General features: G+C 62.9%; 7 protein-coding genes and 1 pseudogene. 4 read left to right on the plus strand and 4 right to left on the minus strand.

The features are described from left to right. Positions 1–195 precede the first annotated feature (195 nt). Positions 196–861, plus strand: a complete 666-nt coding sequence (locus tag AC3EDY_RS13350) for a Crp/Fnr family transcriptional regulator (protein ID WP_488572990.1) — start codon at positions 196–198, stop codon at positions 859–861. A gap of 94 nt (positions 862–955) precedes the next feature. Here the strand turns inward: AC3EDY_RS13350 and AC3EDY_RS13355 are convergent, their stop codons facing one another. The 4 genes from AC3EDY_RS13355 to AC3EDY_RS13370 all read right to left on the minus strand — a co-directional run bounded on the left by AC3EDY_RS13355 (position 956) and on the right by AC3EDY_RS13370 (position 4,512). Then, a complete protein-coding gene (locus AC3EDY_RS13355; RefSeq protein WP_488573001.1) occupies positions 956–1,771 on the minus strand; it encodes an SDR family oxidoreductase in 816 nt (271 codons plus the stop codon). 396 nt (positions 1,772–2,167) lie between these two features. Beyond that, on the minus strand, positions 2,168–2,560 hold the full coding sequence (locus AC3EDY_RS13360) for a PRC-barrel domain-containing protein (RefSeq protein WP_488572991.1): 393 nt from the start codon (positions 2,558–2,560) through the stop codon (positions 2,168–2,170). Between the two features lie 129 nt (positions 2,561–2,689). Beyond that, positions 2,690–3,037 carry a hypothetical protein gene (locus tag AC3EDY_RS13365; RefSeq protein WP_488572992.1) on the minus strand — a complete coding sequence of 116 codons (348 nt, stop codon included), beginning with the start codon at positions 3,035–3,037 and terminating at the stop codon, positions 2,690–2,692. A gap of 134 nt (positions 3,038–3,171) precedes the next feature. Further along, entirely contained in the window at positions 3,172–4,512 is a 1,341-nt protein-coding gene (locus tag AC3EDY_RS13370) for an amino acid permease (RefSeq protein WP_488572993.1), read from the minus strand. A gap of 72 nt (positions 4,513–4,584) precedes the next feature. Between AC3EDY_RS13370 and AC3EDY_RS13375 the strand changes: the two genes are divergently transcribed. From AC3EDY_RS13375 to AC3EDY_RS13385, 3 genes and pseudogenes are all read left to right on the plus strand, one after another. After that, entirely contained in the window at positions 4,585–5,094 is a 510-nt protein-coding gene (locus AC3EDY_RS13375) for a hypothetical protein (protein WP_488572994.1), read from the plus strand. Then, a complete protein-coding gene (locus AC3EDY_RS13380) occupies positions 5,091–6,467 on the plus strand; it encodes an L-serine ammonia-lyase (protein ID WP_488572995.1) in 1,377 nt (458 codons plus the stop codon). Before AC3EDY_RS13375 ends, AC3EDY_RS13380 begins: the two co-directional genes overlap by 4 nt. A gap of 22 nt (positions 6,468–6,489) precedes the next feature. Then, a pseudogene (locus AC3EDY_RS13385) lies at positions 6,490–6,609 on the plus strand (electron transfer flavoprotein subunit beta/FixA family protein); the annotation flags it as partial.

The following is a 6,609-nucleotide window of genomic DNA, read 5'->3' on the forward strand; positions in this document are numbered from 1 at the left end:
GTGATGGAATGCCCGCATGCTTGTCACGCATAAGCAAATGATACGTTGCACTTTGCAAAACTGCGATCTGTCTTGACGAGGGAACGTCTGACCCCGCAAAGGTGATTTTGCCAACTTATGTGAATTATTCGGGGTAGCCTGTTCTTAAAGTCTTTATCGATCCGCCAAGGCGGGAAACCGATCAAGGGACAGGACATGAAGCTTGATATGAACCGCACGCCCGACCAGGCGTGCACCTTTCGTCGCCACGAATTTCTGGCCAGGGCCGGCGAAACCAAAGACAGCGTGCTGCGTATCGAAGAAGGCTGGGCTGTCCAGTACCGGCTGCTGGCGGACGGGCGGCGCCAGATTATCACGCTGTTCCTGCCCGGCGATTATTGCGAGCCGCAGTGGCTGCTGCAGGGCCGGGCCACGCTGCCGATCGTGGCGCTGACCCGGGTACGGGCGCGTCTTCTGCCTCATGGCCGCATCCAGGCCCGCCCGCCGCATGATGAAGACAGCATGACCCGGGTGCTCGAGGCCATGCTGAACCTGCTGCGCAACCGCGAAAAATGGATCTTCAACTTGGGGCGGATGACCGCGACCGAGCGTTTGTGCAACTTGCTGTGCGAGCTTCATGACCGTCTCAAGGCACGCAATCGGGTGGTGCAGGATCGCTGCGCGATGCCGCTCACCCAGTACGATCTGGCCGATATCGTGGGAATTTCACCGGTCCACGTAAACCGCGTTCTGCAAACGCTGCGCGCCGAAGGACTGATCGATCTCAAAGGACGATGGATGCAGGTGCGCAATCTGCCGGCATTGCAACGCCTGGGCGAAGTGGCATCCGATCCTGCCGTTTCGCTGTCGCGCGCGGCGTGACCAGGTTTCAAGCAGGCACCGGGTTCCAAGCAGGCACCGGGTTCCAAGCAGGTGACGTGCCCGCCGTGCCGTGATCGGCATGGCGGGCTTTGCATTATCCGTTGACTACGGTGCCGCCGTTGGGGTGCAGCACCTGGCCGGTCATGTAGCTGCTATCGGCACAAGCCAGGAACAGGAACGCCGGCGCGACTTCGTTGGGTTCTCCCGGGCGTCCCATCGGCGTATCTTCGCCAAAGTGGCGCACCGTTTCGGGATCGGACCCGCCATAGGGGTTGAGCGGGGTCCAGATCGGGCCAGGCGCCACGGCGTTGACGCGGATGCCCTTGTCCGCCAGGTTCTGGCTGAGCGAACGGGTGAACGCGGTGATGGCGCCTTTGGTGGCGCTGTAATCCAGCAGTTGGGGCGCACCCTTGTACATCGTCACGCTGGTACAATTGATGATCGCGCTGCCTGGTTCCAGATGTTCCAGGGCCGCCTGCACCAGGTAGAACATGCCGAAGATGTTGGTGCGGAACGTGCGCTCGAGTTGATCGACGCTGATCTCCCTGATATCGGCGGCCGGGTGCTGTTCGCCCGCGTTATTCACCAGCACGTCAAGCCGGCCGAACCGATCGATAACGGTATCGACAACATGCCGACAGAAACCCGGATCGCCGACATCGCCCTGCAGGGTGATCGCCTGGGTTCCTTCCCTGTTGATCATGGCGGCGGTGTTATCGGCATCCTGTTCGTCTTGATGATAGACGATGGCGACATCGGCCCCTTCGCGCGCGAACAGCACGGCAATGGCGCGTCCGATGCCACTGTCCCCGCCTGTCACGACCGCCACTTTGCCCGACAGGCGCCCCGACCCCGGATAGACCGGCTGCCATTTCGGTTCGCGCTGCAGTGCCTGTTCATGCCCCTGCATGCTGGATGGGGCATTCGCAGCGGTGGCAGCATCGGCGGTCTTCGCATCGTGGTCCTGTTGGATTTCGCCCACTTTGCCCAGGCTGGCGACGTCTGACTCGGTCATAAAGGTTGTCCTCGCGATCGGATAAGACAGCGCGCACCTGGCGCTGCGGATGATCTGGAACCCCTGGACCCGAGAAAAGGTGCCCGTGCTTTACATATGTGAATGAGGGTTTGTGACGGTCATTTCAGTGCGCGCTGTTCGATCCCGTCCATTTCGCGCCACTGGCGGGCTGAGCTGAAGAACACGCGTCACGACCGACGCGATGCAGTGCATGCAATCAACGGGCCGGAGAAACGAAAACGCCGGCCGCGCCGCAATGGCGAGGCCGGCGCTTCGGCAATATCGGCGGGATCAGTACGGGTATGAAAGTCCGTAATGCGAATAGACCTGCCGCCCATAGTTGAGATCGTGGTTCGGTTCGTCCGCGTCGCTGTAGTGCGGTCCGCTTTCCAGCGTCTCGCGATCCAGATCGACGACATAACCACCCTGTCCGGTGTCATAGTTCAACGTGTTCCAGGGCAGCGGGTAATAATCGCTGCCGAAGCCCAGTACGCCGCCGAATTGCAGCACCGCATATTCCACCTGCCCGGTGCGCTTGTTGACCATGAAATTGTAAACCGAGCCCAGCTTTTCGCCGTTGGGGCTGTAGACTGCAGTGCCTTCAACCTTGTCCGATGCGATCAACCGGCTGGTTTCTTCGGTGGCAACGTGGCGGGTATCCTCACTGGCAAGAAAATCGGCCATGTGGTCTCTCCTATACGGGTTTGACCGTTCAACTGCCGAGATAGGAGCACGGCGCCGGGCAAAGGGACGTACGGTGCATGTCACGCGCCAGGCAGAGCATGGCGCTGATCCATGCAAGCCTGCGGAGTCCTATGCACTTATGGCGGCGAGCAGTTTTTCGCTATAGCGGGCATCTTGAGGATTGAACCCGCCAAAGACACGCGCGGGTTCGGACGTGAGCACCACATCGCGCAGGCCGGAAAGGCGGAACGTGCCGAGCTTTTCCTCGGCCGGGGCCACCCCGTCGCGTCGATGGACCACGGCATCGACATGCGGCGCGCCATGCCGTTCGAACAGGGCGTGGGGCGCCAGCGTCACTTCCCCGCGGTTGTAAACCGCGCGCACGCACAGCCTGTTGGCAATGGCAAAGCCGAGCATGTGGACCGACTGTTCGATATCGGGCGCACTGTCCGCAGGCCCGGCGGTGCTGGAAGACATCTGATTCTGCTGCATCGCAGCAGACTAGATCAAGACAGGCGCCGGAGCAATCAATGCACGAAGCCCGGCTTGTTTCATTGCAGGATAGACTGCCTTGCGCCCTGCCATCAGGCCCCTAGAGCGTCACGCGCGCGCTAACGGCGCATAAAATGGGCGCCAATGCACGTACCGAATACCGCCAGGCTCAGAGCCACTTGCAGGCGCTGGTCGGGCATAAGGGTCATCATGACCAGCACGCTCACGATGCCGCCCGCGGCAAGGTATGACAGCAGCGGAAACGCCCAGACCCTTACCGCCAGCTTTTCGCCAGCTGCCTCCAGCCGGCGGCGCAAGGCGATCTGGCTGCCCGAAATGAGCAGATAGACGCACAGGATCGTCGCCCCCGACGATTGCAGCAGAAAGGTGAACAACCCGTCGGGAGAGAAGACCGAAGTGAGCACCACCGCAAAGCCGGCGATACCCGAAACGATGATCCCCAAGGCGGGCACGCGACGGGCCGAGACCTGGCCGAACGCCGCCGGGGCATCGCCGCGGCCGGCCATTTCGAACAGCATGCGCGAGGTGACGTAGATGGCCGAATTGAGGCAGGAAACGATAGCCGTGAAAATCACCGCGCCGATCAACGCTTGCGCGCCGGGCACCTTGATGATCGACAGGGCCGCCACGAAGGGCGACTGCCCTGAAACGACCTTGTCCCACGGCAGGATCGCCAGGATCACCGCGATTGATCCGATGTAGAAGAACATGATGCGCAGCGTTACGGTGCGTGCGGCACGCACCACGTTGCGGGCCGGGTCCTCCGTTTCGACGGCGGCAATGGTCGCCACCTCGGAACCCATCATCGAGAAGATCACCACGGGAATGGCGATGAAAGCTGCTCCCAGGCCGGTGGGAAGCGCGCCGCCGTGCCCGGCAAAGACCGTGGCCAGTTGTGCCAGCCCGGGGCCGAAGCCGAAGATGTAGGCCAGCCCCAGCGCCATGAAGCCTACGATGGTGATCACTTTGAGCGATGCGAACCAGAACTCGAATTCACCATACGTTTTGACCGAAAACAGATTGACCAGAGTCATCGCCAGGATCAGCAGCGCGGCAAGCGCCCACATCGGCAGGGGAACGAACGGCATCAGCATGGTCGCACCCGCGATCGCTTCGACCGCGACCGTGACCACCCAGAAATAAGAATAGAGCCAGGCCGTGGTGAACCCGGCCCAAGAGCCCAGGCCGAGCGCCGCATAGCCCGTGAACGAGCCGACGCCGGGCCGCGCCGTGGCCATTTCGCCCAGCATGCGCATGATCACGAAGATCAGCGTCCCGCATAACGCATAGGTCAGCAGCACGGCCGGCCCCGCGATCTGGATGGCTGCGCTCGATCCCACGAAAATGCCCGCGCCGATGATCCCGCCGATAGAGATCATCGTCACATGGCGTGGCCTGAGCGAATGGGCGAGCGTGTTGTCGGGGGAATGTGCAGACATGGTCAATGGTTCGCTTTTCTGGCGGGCCGCTGCGCCTGGTGCCCCCCGGCGCCGCTGGGCGATGAGATGGACATGAATGGCGGCAACATCGGCTTTTGTCACTACATCGTCAAAGCGCATATGCCCATCGGCGCCGACGCTGGCCAGTGCGCTCGTTGCTTCATGACGGCTGAAGTACCAGATCATAATGCGCGTCGTCGGGGTTTGTCGGGTTCAATTGCGGGCAGGGCGCACTACCCGGGCGCGCAAGCCGGAATAAAGGCGAGGCGTCGGCTTTTGAAACCCGATCTGGACGAAGGCCCGATCATCGGGCAGCATCTTTCGACGGTGGATCATGCCAATACGGTGGATGATCTGATCGCACAGAGCCGGGAAACCGCAAGCCGCGTCCTGGCCCGCGCGGTCAAGGCCCATTGCGAGCATCGCGTGATGGGTCGACGGGGCCGGGTTGACGCGGGCCGGGTTCACGTCCATCCCCACCGCAACACCGCAACGATCGGTATGGCAGGTGGCGATCTGTTGCATGTCTTGGAGCGCTGGAATCACCCCGCGATCGTGTCAGGTATTCCGGAGCGGCCATGACCGTCAGCACGTTTGATTTGTTCAAGATCGGCATCGGGCCGTCCAGTTCGCACACCGTCGGCCCCATGGTGGCAGCGCGCCGGTTCACCCAGGCTCTGGACGCGGCGGGCCTGTTGCCGCGCACCGCGCGGGTTTCGGTCGATCTTTACGGGTCGCTGGCCCTGACGGGCAAAGGCCACGCCACCGACGTGGCCGTGGTCCTGGGTCTTGCGGGACACGTGCCGGCCACTGTCGATCCCGACGCGGTGCCCGGGATCGTCGCGGCGGTGGAACGATCCGGTCGCGTGGCCCTGCTGGGGCGGTACGACGTCGCGTTTGCCCCGGGGCAGGACCTGCGCTTCCTTCAGCGCGAGCGGCAACCCTATCACAGCAATGCCATGGCGCTTGCGGCGTGGGATGCAGCGGGCGAACTGCTCACCCGCCGGCTCTATTATTCGGTGGGTGGTGGCTTCGTGCTGGATGACGACGAGGTGATCCGCAACGCACCGGCGCACGATGAACCCCGGCTGCCCCATCCCTTTGCCTCGGCGGCCGAACTGATCGAGATCGGCGAGGCGACCGGCCTGACCATCGCACAGATCATGCTGGCCAACGAACTGGCCTGGCGCGGCGCGGCAGAGGTGGACGCCGGGCTTGATCTTCTTGCCGATACGATGGCCGCCTGCATCGATCGCGGCTGCGCACACACCGGAACGCTGCCGGGCGGCCTCAACGTGCGGCGCCGTGCGGCCTCGCTGGCGCAGGAATTGCAGCAGCGCCAGCAGATGGCCCTTTCGGAACCGCTGGCCGTGCTGGACTGGATCAACCTGTGGGCCATGGCGGTGAACGAGGAAAATGCCGCGGGCGGGCGCGTGGTTACGGCGCCGACCAACGGGGCGGCGGGAATCATTCCGGCAGTGTTGCGGTATTACGAGCGCTGTTATCGCGGCGATCGCGCCGGGCGACGCACGTTCCTTTTGACAGCGGCGGCGATCGGCGCGCTCTACAAGCGCAACGCTTCCATTTCCGGGGCGGAAGTGGGCTGCCAGGGCGAAGTGGGGGTGGCCTGCTCGATGGCTGCGGCGGGGCTGACGGCGGCGCTGGGCGGCACCAACGCCCAGATCGAAAATGCCGCCGAAATCGGCATGGAACACAACCTGGGGCTGACGTGCGATCCCGTCGGCGGGCTGGTGCAGATCCCGTGCATCGAGCGCAACGCCATGGGGGCGGTCAAGGCCATCGATGCCTCGCGCCTGGCCATGCTGGGCGACGGGCGGCATATGGTGAGCCTTGACAAGGTGATCGAAACCATGCGCCAGACGGGCGCCGATATGCGTGATAAGTACAAGGAAACATCGCAAGGCGGCCTGGCGGTCAACGTCGTGGCGTGCTGAACGGGTTCGAGGAGTTTTAGCGATGAAAGCGCTTGTGTGCGTGAAGCGAGTGATCGACTACAACGTGAAGCCGCGTGTGAAGGCGGACGGTACGGGTGTCGAGCTGGCGAATGTGAAGATGAGCATGAACCCGTTTGACGAG

It is taken from the genome of Novosphingobium sp. DS6-6 (genome assembly GCF_057784975.1).